Consider the following 17,789-nt stretch of genomic DNA (forward strand, 5'->3'; position numbering starts at 1 on the left):
CATCGCGTATCAGCAGATACTTATATGGATTGCTTGCGGTCGCGCAGCAGCGAAAAGAGCCATCCCCTGCCGAACAGCAGCAGGATCAAGAACCCGTAGATGAATGCGCCGGTGGCGATCAGCAGGACCAGCGCCGTCTCGTCGCGAAAGACGCGCATCGGCGCGAAATAGAAACTGGCGAATCGCGCGGTGCCCCACAATGCGCCCGCGAGCACGATGCCGGCCACGGCAAACCTGGCCAGCGAGATGATCCAGGCGCGATCGAATTCGAGATAGCCGGCCCTCACCGCAAACAACAGCACCAGCAAGAGATTGACCCAGGCCCCGACGGCGGTGGCGAGCGCCAGGCCGATCTGCGCCAGCGTCCCCATCAGCGCGACCTTGAGCGCGACATTGACCGCAACGCCTGTCAGCGCCGCCTTTACCGGCGTGGCGGTGTCCTGGCGGGCATAAAACGTCGCCACCGCGCTGCGGATGGTCACGAACGGAATGAGCCCCACCGCATAGGCCGCCAGGGTCGCGCCCGCGGTCGCCGCATCCGCATTCGAGAACGCGCCGCGCGCAAACATCGCGCGCATGATGAAGTCCGGGACGGTCAGGAAGGCGGCCACGAACGGTACCGAAAACAACAGCGAGAACTCGAACGCGCGCCGCTGCGCGGCCGACGCGCCGGCGACGTCGTTGCCGGCAAGGCGGCGCGACATTTCCGGCAGCAGCACGGTGCCGATGGCGATCCCGATCACGCCGATCGGCAACTGGTTCAGACGGTCGGCATAATAAAGCGCCGCAAGCGCGCCGGCCGGTAGAAATGTTGCGATGATGGTGTCGGCAAACAATGCGATCTGGGTTCCCATCGAACCAAGGGTCGCAGGCCCCAGCGCCCTAAAGAACGCCCGGACGTCGTCGTCGAGCTTGAAGATGGCGAATTTCGGCAGGATGCCGCGTCTCGCCGCGTCGCCGGCCAGCAGCAGGAACTCGAGGATCCCGGCCAGCAACACGCCCCACGCCGCGGCGTGACCGGCGCCGGGAAACAGCCCCGCCAGCGCCAGCGTTGCCATCATCGACAGGTTGAGAAAGATCGGCGCGGCGGCGGCGCTGGCGAAGCGGTGAATCACGTTGAGCATGCCGCCGTAGAGCGTCACCAGCGTGATCAGCAGCAGATAGGGAAACGTGATCCGGGTCAGCGCAATCGCCAGTTCGCCGCGCGCCGGATCATCGGCAAATCCCGGCGCCAGCACGGCGATCACCTGGGGCATGAACAGCCAGGCCAGCAGGAGCAGGATGAGCTGGCTGCCAAACAGCAGCGTGAAGATGCGGTCGGCGAACAGTTTTGCCGAGGCTTCGCCCTGACCCCGGACATGGGCATAGGCCGGCACGAACGCGGCGTTGAAGGCGCCTTCGGCGAAGATCGCCCGGAAATGATTGGGCAACCGCAGCGCCACGAAAAACGCGTCGGCCACCGGGCCGGCGCCGAGAATGGCCGCGAGCATGATGTCGCGCGCGAAACCGGTCAGCCGCGAAAGAAGCGTAAAGCCGCCGACGGTGAAGATGCGTCCGAGCATTCGCCGCTTCTAGCGCAGTTTGGCAAAACGGCGAAATCCGGCCACCGGCAATTCAAGCCTGAGTTTGTTCGAAAGCCGGCCGCGATTCTGCCCGCAGGCGGCGCTTAAGCGCGGGTTCACGCGGAAAGCGCGCCGCGCACCGCCTCGATGATCCGCGCCTGCGTCGGTGCGTCGAGATAGGCGTGCATCGGCAGGCTGATGACGTCATTCGAGAGCCGTTCGCTCACCGGCAACCCGCCGTCGGCCACGGGAAAATCCCGGTAGGCCGTCTGCTGATGCATCGAGCGCGTGTAATAGATCGCGGTCGGAATGCCCTGCGCCTTCAGGGCTGCGGCGAAACCGTCGCGGTCAACCCCCTGCGGCAGGCGGATGGTGTACTGCGCCCACACCGAGGTGCAGCCGGGCGCGAGCCTCGGCACCGTCACCAGATTGCCCAGCCCCCGCGAATAGCGCGCGGCGACCGCGTTGCGGGCCGCGATCTCGTCCTCGAAAATCTTCAGTTTCTCGATCAGCACCGCCGCCTGGATGGTATCGAGCCGGCCGGTGAGACCGAGCCTGACATTGTCGTATTTGTCCGCCCCCTGGCCATGAACGCGAATGCTGCGCAGGGTTTCGGCAAGGCCGTCATCGTCGGTGAAGATCGCGCCGCCATCGCCGAAGCAGCCGAGCGGCTTGGCCGGAAAGAAGCTGGTTGCGGTCGCCAGTCCGAACGTGCCGAGCCGGCGGCCCTGATAGCTGGCGCCGAAGCCCTGGGCGGCGTCGTCAAGCACGAACAGGCCCTCGCTCGCTGCGATCGCCGCAATCGCGTCGTGGTCGGCGCTTTGCCCGAACAGGTCAACCGGGATCACCGCCCGCGGCTTCAGGCCGCGATGCCTGGCGGTCGCAATCCCGCGCGTCAGCGAGCCGGCATCGATGTTGAACGTCGCCTCATCGACATCGACGAACACAGGCGTTGCGCCGGTCAGCGCCACCGCCTCGCCGGTTGCGCAAAACGTGAACGAGGGACACAGCACGGCATCGCCGGGGCCGACCTGCTTTGCCATCAGCACCATCAGCAACGCATCGGTGCCGCTGGCGCAACTGACGACATGCCTGGCGCCGGAGAACTTTGCGAGCGCGGCTTCCAGCGCCGTCACTTCCGGGCCGTTGATGAACTGGCAATGGGCCAGCACGCGGGCGACCGCCTCATCGATCGTTTTGCCGAGCCGCCGGCGCTGCGCGGCGATGTCGATAAAGGGAACCGGTTCTGGACGCATGTGCTGGTTCATGGAGCCTTGCAAGTTCTTGAACAGGATGTTCAGCCGGCGACGCGGCGCGGTCCCTTGCGCGCGGAGGCCGCGGGCTTGGGCGGCTGCTCGAGGCAACGGATTGCGATTTCGAGGCTGGCGACGCCCTCGTCGCCGGTGACCGCCGGCTCATTGCCGGTGCGGACGGCATCGAGGAAGGCGATCAATTCGGCGCGCAACGGCTCGTCATGGCCGACCGGCAGATGGCGCATCGAATAGCTGCCGTCGGGCTTGAAGCCGAAGCACTCCGTCACCTGCCGCGTCAGGAGATCACCCATGACATACTTGCCGCGGGTCGCGACCGTGACGTTGCGCGCCTTGAACGGCGTCAGCCAGTTGGTGTTGATGTGGGCAAGCACCCCCGAGGCGGTGCGGAATTGCAGCAACGCGATGTCCTCGCGCTCGGCGACGGCGCTGGAAAGCTGCGGCTGCACCTCGACGATATCGGATTCGGTGAACCAGCGGATCAGGTCGATGTCGTGAACGGCAAGATCGATGACGACGCCGACATTCGACATCCGCGGCGGAAACGGCCCGACGCGGGTGATGCCGATGGAAAGAATGTCTTCGCCCGCAATCGCCTGCTTGATCGCGACGACCGCCGGGTTGAAACGCTCGACATGACCGACCATCAGCGTCACGCCGGCGGTGCGCGCGGCATCGACGATGCCCCGCCCCTCCTCGACGGTCGAGGCGACCGGCTTCTCGACCATGATGTGGATGTTGCGGGCGATGCAGGCGAGCGCGATCTCGTGATGGAGGTGGGTCGGCGCCGCGATCGTGATGGCGTCGACGCCTTCTTCACACAACTGGGCGAGGCTTTCGAACGCCCGGCAGCCGACCAGCGCTGCGGCCCGCGCACGGTGCTCCGGCAACGGATCGACGATACCGACCAGCGTGACGCCGGGCAGGCCGGCCAGCACCCGGGCATGGTTGCTGCCCATCACGCCGGCGCCAACGACGCCCACGCGCAGCGCGCGACCACCGTCAGCCTTTGCGCCGAATACTCCGGAACTCATGTGATCGACCCCAACGGTATTCTCGGCGAGTAGCGCCCCGGCGGTTCTCTAGCACGGCGTCACAAATGTGGCGAATGCGATCACCCCTTTCCGGACACGTTTTGATTCAAAGAATTACATAGCCCCGACCGTGACTTAGGCACCGGAACGGTATCGCCCCGCCCGCTAGCTGCGCTGATAATCATCCTCGATGCGAATGATGTCGTCTTCGCCGAAATAGCTGCCGGTCTGGACCTCGATCAGTTCGAGCTGAATCTTGCCGGGATTCTCCAGCCGGTGAACCGCGCCGATCGGAATATAGACCGATTCGTTCTCATGAACGGTATTGACTTGGTCGTTGACCGTCACCTGCGCCGTCCCGCGCACCACGATCCAGTGTTCGGCGCGATGGTGATGCTTCTGCAGCGACAGGCGCCCGCCCGGCTTGACGATAATGCGCTTGACCTGGTGGCGCTCGCCGTTGTCGACCGATTGATAGGAGCCCCAGGGACGGTGGACCCGGATGTGATCTTCCGTCACCTGCGGGGCGACCGTCTTCAGTTTCGCCACCAGCCGCTTCAGCCCGTTGGCGTCCTTTTGCCGGCTCACCAGCACCGCGTCCTGGGTGGCGACCACCACGAGATCATCGACGCCTTCCAGCGCGACCAGCGCCCGGTCGGTCGATACGTTGCAATTGCGGGAATCCTCGAACACCGCCATGCCGCGGACTGCGTTGCCGTCGCCGTCCTTGTCGGACAATTCCCACACCGCGTGCCAGGAGCCGACGTCGGACCAGCCGCACGCAACCGGGACCACGGCGGCGCGCGAGGTTTTCTCCATCACCGCGTAATCGATCGAGATCGAGGTTGCGGACGCAAAGGCGGCTTCGTCGAGCTTGACGAAACCGAGGTCGCGGCCGGCTTTCGACACCGCGTCGGTGACCGCCTGCACGCTTGCCGCATCGAACTTGCGATACTCATCCAGCAGCACCGCGGCGCGGAACATGAAGTTGCCGCTGTTCCAGAGATAGCCCGACTCGACATAGCCCGCCGCGGTCGCCGCATCGGGCTTTTCGACGAATTTCGCCACCGCGTGAACCTTGCCGGAAATCACCGCGCCCGGCTTGATGTAGCCATACTCGGTGGCGGCGCGCTCGGGCTGCACGCCGAAAGTCACGATGTGCCCGGCCTCCGCAGCGGCCAGCCCGTCACGGCACGCGGCGAGGAACGCCGCCACATCAGACACCAGATGATCGGCGGCCAGCGCCAGAACGATCGCCTCTGTCTCGCGCGCCTGCGCAAACACGCCGCCGGCCGCGATCGCAGGCCCGGAATCGCGGCGCATCGGCTCCAGCAGCACGTCGGCCTCCATGCCGATTTCCGCCAGTTGCTCCATGACCATGAAGCGGTAGGCGTTGTTCGTGATAACGATCGGCCGTTCGAACAGTGTCGCATCGGAGACCCGCCCCAGCGTGTCCTGGAATGTCGAACGCGTCCCGAACAGCCGCAGAAACTGCTTGGGATGGACCTCGCGCGAGGCCGGCCACAGCCGCGTCCCGGCGCCGCCGCACATGATCAGGGGGGTAATTCGTCGGTTCATCGGCGTCTCAAATCCTGTAATGGTCGCGATACCAGGCGACGAAATCGCGGAGCCCGTCCTCGATCGAGGTCTGCGGCCTGAAGCCGGTGTCGCGCGTCAATTCGGCGACGTCGGCGAAGGTCTCGATCACGTCGCCGGGCTGGATCGGCAGCATCTGCCTGATCGCCGCGCGGCCCAGCTCCCGCTCCAGAACGGTTACCACATGGGTCAGTTCCTCCGGATGATTATTGCCAACATTGTAAATCCTGGCCGGCGCACCGGCCTCCGGGCCGCCCTCGCGCGGGGGCTGCTCGACCAGCCGCAGCACGGCGGTGGTCACATCGTCGATATGGGTGAAATCGCGGCGCATCCTGCCATGGTTAAAAAGCCTGATCGGGGAACCCTCCAGGATCGCCTTGGTAAACAGGAAAACGGCCATGTCGGGCCGTCCCCACGGCCCGTATATGGTAAAGAAGCGCAATCCCGTCACCGGTAGTCGATAGAGGTGACTGTAGGAATGCGCCATCAACTCGTTCGCCTTCTTGGTGGCGGCGTAAAGGCTGACCGGATGGTCGGTCCGGTCAGCAACCGAAAACGGCAGCTTGGCATTGGCGCCGTAGACCGACGACGACGACGCATACACCAGGTGGGTGCAGCCGTGATGCCGGCAACCTTCCAGCACGTTGACGAAGCCCTGCAGGTTGGCGTCGACATAGGCATGCGGGTGTTCGATCGAATGACGCACGCCAGCCTGCGCGGCGAGATGGATCACGCGTGCAAAGTTGTTTCCTGCGAACAAACGCGCCATGGCGGCGCGATCGGCGAGATCGATCTGCTCGAACGAAAAGCGCGGCGCGCCGCGCAGCAGATCCAGCCGCGCCCGCTTCAGCGCCGGGTCGTAGTAGCTGTTGAGGTTGTCGAGACCGACCACGGCGCGGCCTTCCGCCAGCAGCCGGCGCGCGACATGGAAGCCGATGAAGCCCGCGGCTCCGGTGACCAGTATCGGTTGATCCGCCATCATTTCCCCGGAAGGCGCTCAGGCCAGAAATCTTCGTCAGCGCCTCTTTACCCGCCTTGCCGCGGCCGCCGCAACACCTGCCCCGCCGCTATTGCCAGACCGGCCTGAAAACCATACCAAGACGCCGAATTGCACCGCTTATGCAAACCCTCTCAAGATCCGCACGGGCGAGATGCGCCAGCTCCTGCTTTCGACATTGAAGATCGTGGTCTCGGCGGCGCTGCTGTATCTGGCGCTGCGCAAGGTCGATCTTGCCGAGTTGGCTGCGCGACTCAACGTCTCCAGCCTGGGCTGGATCGGGCTGGCGATCGCCGTCACCTTTCTGCAGATTTTCGTCGGCGTGCTGCGATGGCGCGAGATCGGGGCGCTGTGCGGCGCGCCGCTGCCGACAAGGCAGGCGATGCGCTTCAACGTGATCGGAACCTTCTTCAACCAGACGCTGCCTTCCTCGATCGGCGGCGACGCGGTGCGGCTGTGGCTGGTGGCGCGCAGCGGCGCCGGCTGGCGGGCCGCCGCCTACTCCATCTTTGTCGACCGCGCCATCGGCCTGATGGCGCTCGCCGTGATCGTCGTCGCCAGCCTGCCGTGGAGCTACCGGCTGATTGCCGATCCCACCGGCAGGTCGGCGCTGCTGCTGGTCGATTTCGCGGCCCTTGCCGGCGGCCTCGGATTCCTCCTGCTCGGCAGGCTGCAATGGCCGTGGCTGAAGCACTGGTGGGGCACCCATCACATCCACGCCTGCTCGGCGATCGCCAACCGCGTGCTGTTCAGCCGCGCCCACGGCCCCAGGGTCGCGCTATTGTCGCTGCTCGTGCATGTGCTCACCGTCGTCATCGCCTGGTGCGTGGTGCGATCGATCGCCGCCCCCGTGAGGTTCGATCAGGTTTTCCAGCTTGTCCCGCCGGTCATGATGATCACCATGATGCCGATTTCGATCGCCGGCTGGGGCGTTCGCGAAGCCACGATGGGGCTGGCGTTCGGATATGCCGGGCTGATGGCCAGTGAGGGCGTCAATGTTTCGCTGCTGTTCGGTGCGGTCTACTTTATCGTCGGCGCGATCGGCGGGCTGGTCTGGATCTTCAGCGCCGAGAAGGCCGCGCGTGGCGCTGGGCCCATCAGCATTCCGAAATGATCCGCGGGTAGCATGGCCAATTCGCAACTAGCGCTGTCGTTTGCCACTGCCGCTGCCGCGGGATTGCTGTCCGGCGTCATGATCTGGGCGATCCGCCCGCTGCTGCTGCAGATCGCGCTCGCACAGCCGAATGCGCGCTCTTCCCATCGCGACCCGACGCCGCAGGGCGCGGGCGTCGCGGTGATCACGGCCACGCTGACGGCGGCGGTGGCCGCGGTCGCACTGGCCGGCTCCGCCGGGGCGACGATCCCGTTTCCGGTGTTCGCTGCGACCGTCCTGATCGCGGTCGTCGGCCTTGCCGACGACATCCGTTCGATTCCGGTGTTGCCGCGGTTCCTGCTGCAGGGGGTGGCCGTCGCGGCAGTCATCCTTGCCGCCCCTGAAAACCTCCGGATCGTTGCTTCCGGCCCGATCTGGCTCGAGCGCGCAGTGCTGGTGCTGGCCGGGCTCTGGTTCGTCAACCTGGTCAACTTCATGGATGGACTGGATTTGATGACGGCAGCCGAGATGGTCCCGATCACCGGCGCGGTCGTCCTGCTCGGCTGGCTCGGCATCCTCCCGGCGTCGACCACGCTTGCCGCCGCCGCGCTGTGTGGCGCGCTGCTCGGTTTCGTACCGTTCAACCGGCCGGTGGCGAAGATATTTCTCGGCGACGTCGGCAGCCTGCCGATCGGCCTCCTGGTCGGGTGGTGCTTGCTGCAGCTCGCCTGGCACCAGCAGATCGCGGCCGCGCTGTTGCTGCCCCTCTATTATCTGGCCGACGCGACTTTCACCCTGTTGCGGCGGATGGCAAGGGGCGAGCGGTTCTGGACGGCGCACCGCACGCACTTCTACCAGCGCGCCACCGACAACGGCTTTTCGGTGTGGCGCGTGGTAGGCGAGGTGTTTGCGCTCAACGTCGGGCTGGCCGCATTGGCGACCGGCGCGGTCATGACCTCGTCGGCCGCGATCTCAAGCCTGCTCCTGGTCGTCGGCGGCATCGCGACGGCGCTGGTGATGTACCGCTTCTCGCGCCGGCAGGCGTCGCCAACTTAGCGCTCCCGCAGAACCAGGATCAGGCGGCGTTCGACCCGAACTCCGGCACCGCGTCCTTGAGCACCGACCTGATGGTGGCGCGATCGTCCTTCGCAATCGCCTCCTCCAGCGCGGCCAGCCATCTGCGCACGGTGTGCATCGGCGGCTCGTTCGGCCTGGCCGCCATGATGCCGGGGACCCCGATCTCCACGGTCGGCTCGGCGCTCGCAAACAGGATTTCGTTCAGCCGCTCGCCCGGCCGCATGCCGGTGAAAACCACTTCGATGTCGACGCCGGGCTCGAGACCGGACAGGCGGATCATGCGCTCGGCCAGTTCCACGATCTTGACCGGCTGGCCCATGTTGAGGACGTAGACCGACACGTCGGGCCGCGCCGGCGTCAGCGCGTGCGTCGCCGCCGTGAGCACCAGGTCGCAGGCCTCGCGGATCGTCATGAAATATCTGACCATGTCCGGATGCGTGACCGTGACCGGGCCGCCGGCGTCGATCTGCGCCTTGAATTTCGGAACCACCGAGCCGTTCGACGCCAGCACGTTGCCGAACCGCACCGAGATCAGCCGCATGCGCGGCTTGCCGGGCGACTGCGCCATCACCTCATGGTCGAGGGCCTGGCAGTACATTTCGGCAAAGCGCTTGGTCAGGCCCAGCATCGATACCGGTTCAATCGCCTTGTCGGTCGAGATCATCACCATGGCCTCGGCGCCCGCCGCCGTCGCCGCATCGGCGACGTTCACCGATCCGAAAATGTTGGTCTTGACGCCCTCGCTCCAGTCGCGCTCGAGGATCGGCACGTGCTTCAGCGCGGCGGCATGGAACACGATGTCGGGCTTGAATTCGCCGATCAGGCGCATGACCCGTTCGCGATCGCGGATATCGGCAATGCGGCCCTCGACGGCCGCGCCGGGGGCCCGCTCAGCGAGCCGCTCCGTGACAGCGTAAAGCGCCGGTTCCGAATTCTCGATCACCAGCAGGCGCGCGGCGCCGAAGGTGGTGACGCGGGCGCAGATTTCCGAACCGATCGAACCGCCGCCGCCGGTCACGGCCACCGCCTTGCCCTTCACCAGCGCTTCCAGGCGCGCGTAATCGATGTTGTGGCTGGGGCGCAGCAGCAGGTCTTCGACGGCGACATTGGTCAGTCTCGGCACGTCCCCGCTTGCGAGCGACGGCATGCGGCTGACGATCAGGCCCAACCGCTTCGCCCGCATCAGGACCGCTTCGGGATGCATCTCGGGCTCGAACGCCGACGGCGTCATGACCAGCCGCGATATCGGTTTGCCGCGACCGGCATAGTCGCGGATGACGTCCTCGACGTCATCGATCCCGCCCAATACCGGAACATCGCGGATCGACTGCCCGCGGTCCGCGGCCGATGGGGACAATACGCCGACCGGCCACAGCTGTTTGACGGCGCCGCTCTCGATTCCGCGAAGCAGAACTTCGGCATCTGCGGCGCGGCCAATCAACAGCGTCGCCGACGCCCCCTCGGTCCGGGCATGGCGGCGCACCCGCGTATAGCGGAAATAGCGATAGCCGAAGCGCAGCGCGCTCAGCGCGAACACCTGGAGGAACCAGTAGAGGATGATTGTGACGCGGCCGAACAGCACCGGCGCCTTGCCGCTCGTCGCCCCGAAAATGAACGCATAGTCCAGCACGACGAGCGCGACCGTCAGAACCGTCGCCACGCGCAGGATGTTCAGGGCGTCGGGCAGCGAAATAAAGCGCCATTTCGTCGTCGTCAGGTTGAAAACGAAGCAAATCACCACACTGAAGGCGAGGAAGAACGGCAGAATGCCCAGCAACAGCGGCAAGCGCGCGTAGAAGGCCTCGCCGCCCTCGAACCGCAGGTAGAAGCTTGCCAGCAACGCAAACGCCGTCGCCAGCGCGTCATGCGTCGCGATCAGGAAGTTGCGATGGGTCAGTTGCGAAAGGCGTTGCATTCGGATGGCCGGCTGCGGGGCGGATGCGGAGAAGCTCTTATGTTGGGCGTCAGCTGATAGCTTATCTGCGGCATGCATGCCAGCGATCATGACCGGGTGATGCCGCGCAGTTCACCGTCCTCGCCACCGGATCCGGCGCGCAGCACCATGCCGCCGGCGACGCCGACGCCGAGCACGTACATCCACCCCTGGTGAAAATCGAAAATGTGCGAATTGAACAACGAGGTGAAGACATTCTGCACCACCACCAGCAGTCCGATCCAGGCCACCAGCCCTTCGCCGCGAAACAGCAACAGATGCACCAGCCACATCGCGTAGAGCAGGATGACCCCGACCGCGCCCCACTGAACCGCGACCGCGAGCGTCTGGTTGTGGGGATTTGCGATCACGCTTCCGGGGGGCCCTTCGCGGTATTCGGTTGCGGCGCGTTCGAACAGCGCGCGCATCGAGCCCGTGCCGTGGCCGATGACCGGCGCCTCTGAAATGAACCGCAGCGATTTTTGCCAGAACTCGAGCCGGAGCCCGATCGAGGTCACGGTTTTTTCCGTCTTGTATTGCTGATAGTCCCTGACCAGACTCTTGGGTCCCCAGCGCAGATCGGTCGTGGTGAACCAGAGTAATGCCCCGAGGGCGATCGTTGCGCCAACGACGATCAGGCTGGTTCGCCGCCTGAGATGGAGCAGCGAAAACACCGCAAGCATGATCGGCATGGTGACGATCGCCGTCCGCGAGACGATCACGAAAGCCATGTTGGCGATGAAGCCGAGCGAGAGCGCGCCCAGCGCCAGCGCCGCCCAGATCCTGTCCGTCCGCAGCAGGCGGACGACGGGATAGGCCAGCGCCACCGCGCACAGCGCAAACTCCTGGCTCTGGTCGATGTAGTTCTTGACAAAGATGCCGCGCGCCGCCTCCTCGCCTGACTTCAGCGACAGGCCGGGATACATCGCCACCAGCCACGACATCAGCATCAGCAGCACGCAGGACGCCAGGAACGCGACGAACACCCAGATGCCGCGGCTCGATCGCGCGAAATGGTAGAACAGCCACGGCAGCACCAGTAGCTTGAGCGTGGGGCTGATGGCGTAAAGCCGCGCCCCCCAGGCCGCGTCCGACCAAAGCGTGCCGATCACGGCCAGGCCGACCAGCGCCAGCGGCAGATAACAGATGGGGCGTTTCAGCAATCGGACGTAGGCGCCCCAATCCACCACCCACGCCACCGCGCCGAGCCAGCAGGCCACGAAGATCGCCAGCAGCGACGTCGACCAGGGCAACGCCAGCGCGGCCAGAATCGCCAGCGCGTCCGCGATCGTCATCCACAACGCCCGGTCCCGCCAGTACCGCCGCATCAGCGACACCGGCAACGCCGCGGCGTCCGCGCTCACGTCTGGTCTCCGCGAACCCGGTCGACCAGCGAGGTCGTGCTGTGGCCCGGCAGGATGTCGACCAGCACCACCTCGCCGCCGCAGGCCTCGACAATCTCGTGTCCGACCACCTGTTCGCGGCGGTAGTCGCCGCCTTTCACCAGCACGCTCGGCCGCACCTTCGTGATCAGCTCGATCGGGGTGTCCTCCTCGAAGATGGCGACGAGGTCGACCGCCTCCAGCGCCGCCAGCACTTCGGCGCGCGCCCGCGCGTCCTGCACCGGACGCCCCTCACCCTTCAGCCGCCGCACCGAACCGTCGCTGTTCAACCCGACGATCAGGCGGTCACAGGCGCCGCGCGCGGCCGTCAGGACCTTGACGTGCCCGGGATGCAGGATGTCGAAGCAACCATTGGTGAAGCCGATGCGCAGGCCCTGCCGGCGCCAGTCGGCCAGGTGAGCATCGAGACCGCCGCCGGCCGCGATGATTTTCTCCTCGGCCGCCAGCGAGGCGTGCGGCAGGATTTTTCGCCGCAGCTCGGCCGGCGTCACCGTGGCCGTGCCCTTCTTGCCGACCGCCACCGCGGCGGCCGCAGTCGCCATCCGCAACGCCGTCTCCCAGTCGGCGTCGGCGGCAAGCGCCAGCGCCAGCATGGCGGCGACGGTGTCCCCGGCGCCCGAGACATCGCTCACCCTGACCGGAAGCGCGGGCACGTGGATCGCCTCACCGCCGCGAATCACCAGCGTCATGCCGCGCTCGCCCTGGGTTATCAGCATCGCCCCGCAGTCGGCGAGGTGCATGGCGTCCTGCGCGGCGACGGCGATGCCCTGCTCGGTATCGGCGCGGCTGCGGGTGGCCTCCGCGAACTCCCGGCGATTGGGCGTAAGCAGGCTGGCGCCGCGATAGATCGCGAAATTGGCGCTCTTGGGATCCACGATCACGCGCTTGCCGAGCTTTCGCGCGGCGTCGATGACGTTGCGGATCACCCGCGCCGTCAGCACGCCCTTGGCGTAATCGGACAACAGCACGATATCGGCGCGTGGCAACAGCGGCAGGATCGCGTCGATCAGTTGCTGCTCGATTTCGGACGAGGCCGGAACGGCCAGTTCCCAGTCCGCGCGCAGCATATGGGTGGAAAAATGCTCCGAGACGAACCGCACCTTGCGCGTGGTCGGGCGGCTTGCATCGGAAACCAGCACGGCCTCGATCAGGCTTTCCCGCGCCAGTTCCGCCTTCAGCCGGGCGCCGGAATCGTCGGCGCCGACCAGGCCGAAAAAGATGCAGTGGGCGCCGAGCGCGGCGATGTTGCGCGCCACGTTGCCGGCGCCGCCGACATGGAGCTCGCTGCGCTGGACCGCGATCACCGGCGCCGGCGCCTCCGGTGAAATCCGCGACACCTCGCCATAGATGAACTCGTCGAGCATGAGGTCGCCGACGCAGAGCACGGTCCGGCCGGGGATCGCCCGGCTCAGGGCTTCGAAATCAAACATCTGTTTACCTGCAGCCCGTCAGCGATAGCGATCGTCACGGTCAAGAAAGCCTTTTACATACGTCCCGACCGCGTCTTCCAGCGCGGTGAAGCCGCCATTATAGCCGGCGCGGCGCAATCGATCGACGTCGCCCTGGGTGAAATACTGATAGCTGCCGCGGATCGCCTCGGGCATGTCGATGTACTGGATGTTCGGCCTCGCCCCGAGCGCGGCATAGGCCGCCAGCATCAGGTCGCGAAAGCTGCGCGCCGTCCCGGTCCCGACATTGAACAGTCCGCTGACGCCGGGCGCAGCCAGCAGCCACATCGTCACGCGAACGACGTCGTCGATATAGATGAAGTCGCGCCGCTGGTCGCCGTCGGCAACGCCCTCACGGTGCGACTTGAATAGCTGCACGGGACGCCCGGCCTTGACGTCGTCAAAGCGCCGCGCCAGCACGCTCATCATCGAACCCTTGTGGTATTCGTTGGGGCCGAACACGTTGAAGAATTTCAGCCCGGCCCATTGCGGCGGCAGGCGATCGCCGCGCGCGGCGCGCGCGGCCACCGCCATGTCGAACAAATGCTTGCTCCAGCCATAGAGGTTCATCGGCCGCAGTTTCTTCAGGGCCTCCGCCGAGGGATCGTCGCCAAAACCCTGCGCGCCGTCGCCATAGGTCGCCGCCGAGGACGCGTAGATCAGCGGCGTGGCATTGGCCGTGCACCAGTCGAGCAGCCGCATCGAAAGCCGGAAATTGGTCTCGATCACCAGATCGCCGTCGGTCGCGGTGGTCTCGGAGATGGCGCCGAGATGGATGACGGCCTCGAGCCGGCGGCCCGCCAGCCAGTCCATCAGTGCCGCCGGCGGCACGAAATCGGCGAGCTGCCGCTTGGCCAGGTTGCGCCATTTGCCGTCATGGCCGAGCAGGTCGCAGACCGCGACCTCGCGGCCGGCGTCGTTCAACGCGGCCACGACGTTCGATCCGATAAAACCGGCGCCCCCGGTCACCAGCAACATGCCGAGCCCTGCCCTGATTGTTCGCCGCCAGCTTTGCCCCAACCCCGCGTGGCAGGCAACTTGGCTGATCGCGAAGGCTTTACCTGCCGCTGGGGAGCGGTTACCGACGGGGTTCAAATCGCCTGGCCGAGATCGGTTCAAGTAATGAATGTAAATTCATCTGGCGGGGTCGCGACCGGGGATGCCGACGATACGAGGCCGATCCTGATCGTCCCCTATATGTGGATCGGCGATTTCGTCCGCGGCCATACCGTGGTGCGCGTCCTGAAGCAGCGCTGGCCGAACCGGCCGGTCGACCTGCTGGTGACGCCGCTTTGCGCCCCCCTGGTCGACTACATGCCCGGCGTTCGCGCCGGAATCGTCTCTGACCTGCCCCGCGGCCGGCTGGCGATTGCGAAACAGACGAAGCTGGCCGCCGAACTGCGCGCGCGACGGTATGCAACCGCCCTCGTTCTGCCGCGCACCTGGAAGGCCGCGATTGCGCCCACGCTGGCCGGAATCCCGGAGCGGGTGGGCTTTTTCGGCGAGGCCCGGTTCGGCTTGATCAACCGGATGCGCTGGGGCGAGAAGGCCCTGCCCCGCTTCATCGACAAGAATGCCGCGCTGGCGCTCCCTGCCGACGCGCCGCTGCCGCCGGAATGGCCAGCGCCGAAGATTCACGTGGCGCCGGAGGAAACCGCGCGCTGGCGCCAGGCCAACGGCCTCGGCACCGGTGCGGCGGTGGCGCTGGCGCCCGGCTCGGTCGGCGCATCCAAAAGATGGACCTCCTATCCGGAAGCCGCGCGGCAACTGATCGGACACGGTCTCGACGTCTGGGTGGTCGGCGGTCCCGGCGAGAAGACGCTGGCGCAGGAGATCGTCGCCGCCGCCGGGCCGCGCGTCCGCGACCTCACCGGGCCTGATCTGCGCAACGGCGTCCTGGCGATGGCGGCCGCCGGCGTCGCCATTTCCAACGATTCCGGCCTGATGCACATCGCGGCCGCCATCGGTACCCCGACCTTGGGCATTTTCGGTCCGACCGATCCCTATCTGTGGGCGCCGCTCAACGGCCTGGCCGCGACCGTTCGCCAGACCAAAGCGGTGCTGCCCTGCCAGCCCTGCCAGCGGACCATCTGCACCGTCAATGACCACCGTTGCATGCGCGACATCGCGGCATCCGAAGTGGTCGAGATCGCCCGGCGCGTGCTGGGCGCTCAATCGAGCCCGCGATAGACCGCGGCGATCGCGTGCGCCTCGGCATCGAGGCTGAATTTCTCCAGCACGCGCTGGCGCGCGCGCCGGCCCATCGCCTCCGCCGAAGCGGGATCGCGCATCAGCGGCTCCAGCGCCGCCACCAGCGCGTCGACGTCGCCCGGCGGCGTCAGCACCCCGCTGACGCGGTCCTCGACCAGGAATTGGGCCGCGCCCGCCCGCGCCGCCACCAGCGCCGCACCTGACGACATCGCCTCGATCAGCGTCAGCCCGAAACCCTCGTTGCGCGAGGTGAAGGCGTAGATCGTCAGCCGCCGGTACCAGCGCTGCACCTCCTCGATAGCAAGCTCGCCGGTGATGACGATGCGCGCCTGCAGACCGGCGGCTTCGATCTGCTGTTTCAATCCAGCCGCAAATCCCTGCTGTTCCGGCACCACGGCGCCGACGATGACGGCGGTAAAATCAGGGTAGCGCGGTAGCAACCGGCACATCGCCGCCACGAACACATCCGTGCCCTTTTGCGCGCGGACCCGGCCGAAGCAGCCGATCGCGTAGCGGCCGGGCAGCCTGGCCTCGGCGAACGCCGCGGCGCGATCGGACGGCGGCGCGTAGATGTCGGTGTCGACGCCGTGCATCACCACCGTCGGCTTGCGCTGGAGGAACGACGCCGAGAGTTCGGAGGTCGCGATGATCGCGTCCATCCGCCGGATCAGCCAGCGCGTCAGCCAGCTATGGTGCCGCTGCGCCGCCGAGGTGAAGACGAGCTTCAGCGGCCAGCCCAGCGCGCGCAGCAGCACGCCCGCGATCATCTCGTTATTGCGCCGCGCGTGCCAGATCAGCGGCGCAGGGCTGCGCCACAGCGCCATCAGGTCTGCAAAACCCAATCGCGCGATGCCCTCGGGTGCGTGCGGCCCGAGCCACGCCGCGCGATACAGACCCGCGAGCTTCGGCGCCACCATCCGGTTGGTCGCGGTGACGCCGGAGTAGCGCCTGTGCAGATTCGGCACGATCAGTTGCAGACCGCGGCTCGGATTGTTCTCGATCGGCACGCCCGGCTCCGTTTCGGAAAGCGTCCTATACGCAACATTAAGCATAGTAGCCAGTTCAGCCGCGCCGAAACCCGCTCTTCACCGCGTCCCGGCTAGCGTTTCCGGCAAACAGATCGGGAGAGGTGAAGTCATGACCGTGCTGGTGACCGGCGGCGCCGGCTATATCGGAAGTCACATGGTTCACGCGCTGGTGGAAGCCGGCGAGAGCGTCGTCGTGGTCGACAATCTGTCCACGGGGTTTTCGGACTTCCTGCCCCGGAGCGTGCCGCTGGTGATCGGCGACGCCGCCGACGAAGACCTGGTCGAGGGATTGCTCGTCAGACACCGCGTCGAAAGCATCATTCATTTCGCCGGCTCGATCGTGGTGCCGGATTCGATGCGCGATCCGCTCGGCTATTACCGCAACAACACCATGACGACGCGCAGCCTGCTCAATTCAGCGGTGAAATGCGGCGTCAACCGCTTCATCTTTTCCTCCACCGCCGCCGTTTACGGCAATCCCGACCAGGTGCCGGTGCCCGAACACGCCGCCACCCGGCCGACGTCGCCCTACGGCTCCTCCAAGCTGATGACCGAAATCATGCTGCATGACGCCGCCGAGGCGCACGGCATGAGCTATGTCGTGCTGCGCTACTTCAATGTCGCCGGCGCCGATCCGTTGGGCCGCGCCGGCCTTTCCACGGTGGGAGCCACCCACCTGCTCAAGATCGCAGTCGAGGCCGCCACCGGGCAGCGCGCCAAGATCGACGTGTTCGGCACCGACTACCCGACGCCCGACGGCAGCTGCATCCGCGACTTCATCCATGTCAGCGATCTCGCAGAGGCGCATCGCGCGGCGCTGTCGTACCTTCGCCAGGGCGGCGGCTCGACCACGCTGAATTGCGGTTACGGCCGCGGCTATTCGGTGCTGGAAACCATCGAGGCCGTCCGCCGCGTCTCGATGCGCAAGCTCGCGGTCCAGCACGCGCCGCGCCGCCCCGGCGACATCATGGCCATGGTCGCCGACACCCGCCGCATCCGCGCGACGCTGGACTGGACGCCGCGCCATGACGATCTCGACACCATCGCCGCCCACGCGCTGGCCTGGGAGGAGAAACTGCTGCGCGAGCGCGGCGGGCTTGCGCGGCAGGCGAAATCGGCGTGAAATCAACCGTTCA

General features: G+C 66.4%; 14 protein-coding genes. 4 read left to right on the forward strand and 10 right to left on the reverse strand.

Annotated elements, in window-relative coordinates:
* Positions 1-20 precede the first annotated feature (20 nt).
* The 5 genes from murJ to Q0D31_RS08405 all read right to left on the reverse strand — a co-directional run bounded on the left by murJ (position 21) and on the right by Q0D31_RS08405 (position 6,442).
* On the reverse strand, positions 21-1,562 hold the full coding sequence (murJ, locus tag Q0D31_RS08385) for a murein biosynthesis integral membrane protein MurJ (protein ID WP_291848318.1): 1,542 nt from the start codon (positions 1,560-1,562) through the stop codon (positions 21-23).
* A gap of 116 nt (positions 1,563-1,678) precedes the next feature.
* Positions 1,679-2,830 carry a DegT/DnrJ/EryC1/StrS family aminotransferase gene (locus Q0D31_RS08390; protein WP_291848322.1) on the reverse strand — a complete coding sequence of 384 codons (1,152 nt, stop codon included), beginning with the start codon at positions 2,828-2,830 and terminating at the stop codon, positions 1,679-1,681.
* Between the two features lie 29 nt (positions 2,831-2,859).
* Positions 2,860-3,867: a Gfo/Idh/MocA family oxidoreductase gene (locus Q0D31_RS08395; RefSeq protein WP_291848325.1), complete on the reverse strand. Its 1,008-nt coding sequence runs from the start codon at positions 3,865-3,867 to the stop codon at positions 2,860-2,862.
* A gap of 165 nt (positions 3,868-4,032) precedes the next feature.
* A complete protein-coding gene (locus Q0D31_RS08400) occupies positions 4,033-5,445 on the reverse strand; it encodes a mannose-1-phosphate guanylyltransferase/mannose-6-phosphate isomerase (protein WP_291848328.1) in 1,413 nt (470 codons plus the stop codon).
* Between the two features lie 7 nt (positions 5,446-5,452).
* Positions 5,453-6,442: an NAD-dependent epimerase gene (locus tag Q0D31_RS08405; RefSeq protein WP_291848331.1), complete on the reverse strand. Its 990-nt coding sequence runs from the start codon at positions 6,440-6,442 to the stop codon at positions 5,453-5,455.
* 172 nt (positions 6,443-6,614) lie between these two features.
* Between Q0D31_RS08405 and Q0D31_RS08410 the strand changes: the two genes are divergently transcribed.
* On the forward strand, positions 6,615-7,574 hold the full coding sequence (locus Q0D31_RS08410) for a lysylphosphatidylglycerol synthase transmembrane domain-containing protein (protein WP_291848334.1): 960 nt from the start codon (positions 6,615-6,617) through the stop codon (positions 7,572-7,574).
* A 12-nt stretch (positions 7,575-7,586) separates the two neighbouring features.
* Positions 7,587-8,609 (forward strand): glycosyl transferase, encoded by a 1,023-nt coding sequence (locus tag Q0D31_RS08415; protein ID WP_291848337.1) that lies wholly within the window; start codon positions 7,587-7,589, stop codon positions 8,607-8,609.
* A gap of 19 nt (positions 8,610-8,628) precedes the next feature.
* Here the strand turns inward: Q0D31_RS08415 and Q0D31_RS08420 are convergent, their stop codons facing one another.
* The 4 genes from Q0D31_RS08420 to rfaD all read right to left on the reverse strand — a co-directional run bounded on the left by Q0D31_RS08420 (position 8,629) and on the right by rfaD (position 14,392).
* Positions 8,629-10,545 carry an SDR family NAD(P)-dependent oxidoreductase gene (locus Q0D31_RS08420; RefSeq protein WP_291848340.1) on the reverse strand — a complete coding sequence of 639 codons (1,917 nt, stop codon included), beginning with the start codon at positions 10,543-10,545 and terminating at the stop codon, positions 8,629-8,631.
* An 86-nt stretch (positions 10,546-10,631) separates the two neighbouring features.
* On the reverse strand, positions 10,632-11,891 hold the full coding sequence (locus Q0D31_RS08425) for an O-antigen ligase family protein (protein ID WP_291849163.1): 1,260 nt from the start codon (positions 11,889-11,891) through the stop codon (positions 10,632-10,634).
* A gap of 32 nt (positions 11,892-11,923) precedes the next feature.
* Entirely contained in the window at positions 11,924-13,396 is a 1,473-nt protein-coding gene (gene rfaE1, locus Q0D31_RS08430; RefSeq protein ID WP_291848343.1) for a D-glycero-beta-D-manno-heptose-7-phosphate kinase, read from the reverse strand.
* Between the two features lie 18 nt (positions 13,397-13,414).
* Positions 13,415-14,392 (reverse strand): ADP-glyceromanno-heptose 6-epimerase, encoded by a 978-nt coding sequence (rfaD, locus tag Q0D31_RS08435; protein WP_291848346.1) that lies wholly within the window; start codon positions 14,390-14,392, stop codon positions 13,415-13,417.
* 144 nt (positions 14,393-14,536) lie between these two features.
* Between rfaD and waaF the strand changes: the two genes are divergently transcribed.
* Positions 14,537-15,604 carry a lipopolysaccharide heptosyltransferase II gene (waaF, locus tag Q0D31_RS08440; protein WP_291848349.1) on the forward strand — a complete coding sequence of 356 codons (1,068 nt, stop codon included), beginning with the start codon at positions 14,537-14,539 and terminating at the stop codon, positions 15,602-15,604.
* On the opposite strand, the gene Q0D31_RS08445 is transcribed toward waaF, so the two are convergent.
* Positions 15,586-16,626 (reverse strand): glycosyltransferase, encoded by a 1,041-nt coding sequence (locus Q0D31_RS08445; protein WP_291849166.1) that lies wholly within the window; start codon positions 16,624-16,626, stop codon positions 15,586-15,588. The two genes, waaF and Q0D31_RS08445, sit on opposite strands and share 19 nt — an antisense overlap.
* A gap of 136 nt (positions 16,627-16,762) precedes the next feature.
* Between Q0D31_RS08445 and galE the strand changes: the two genes are divergently transcribed.
* Positions 16,763-17,776, forward strand: coding sequence for a UDP-glucose 4-epimerase GalE (gene galE / locus Q0D31_RS08450; RefSeq protein ID WP_291848352.1), 1,014 nt, complete (start codon positions 16,763-16,765; stop codon positions 17,774-17,776).
* Positions 17,777-17,789 lie beyond the last annotated feature (13 nt).

This window comes from Bradyrhizobium sp., from assembly GCF_022844465.1.
In the GTDB taxonomy this organism is placed as follows: domain Bacteria; phylum Pseudomonadota; class Alphaproteobacteria; order Rhizobiales; family Xanthobacteraceae; genus Bradyrhizobium.